Genomic DNA, 267 nt, shown 5'->3' with positions numbered 1-267 from the left:
CGACGAGGGTCTTGCCGTTGGCCGTGAGCGCTGGCTGGATCAGCCCCTTGGCGATCAGCTCCGCCACCACGGCCGGCACGCCGCCGGCGCGGTAGTAGTCCTCGCCGAGGTACTCGCCGGCCGGTTGCAGGTTGACCAACAGCGGGATCTTGTAGCCGTACTTCTCCCAGTCGGCCGTGTGCAGCTCCACGCCGATGTGGCGCGCGATGGCGTTGAGGTGGATCGGCGCGTTGGTCGACCCGCCGATGGCCGAGTTCACGATGATTG

General features: G+C 67.8%; 1 protein-coding gene. It reads right to left on the bottom strand.

What is annotated here, in order from left to right; all coding sequences use genetic code 11:
- The coding region (locus CVH10_RS21135; RefSeq protein WP_181244617.1) for a dihydroxy-acid dehydratase at positions 1-267 on the bottom strand (267 nt) is incomplete at both ends.

The sequence above is a fragment of the Halomonas sp. ND22Bw genome (genome assembly GCF_003011945.1).
Lineage (GTDB): Bacteria > Pseudomonadota > Gammaproteobacteria > Pseudomonadales > Halomonadaceae > Halomonas > Halomonas halophila.
Note: the sequence above shows the minus strand (reverse complement) of the source record. Positions and strands in the feature narration are given on the sequence as shown.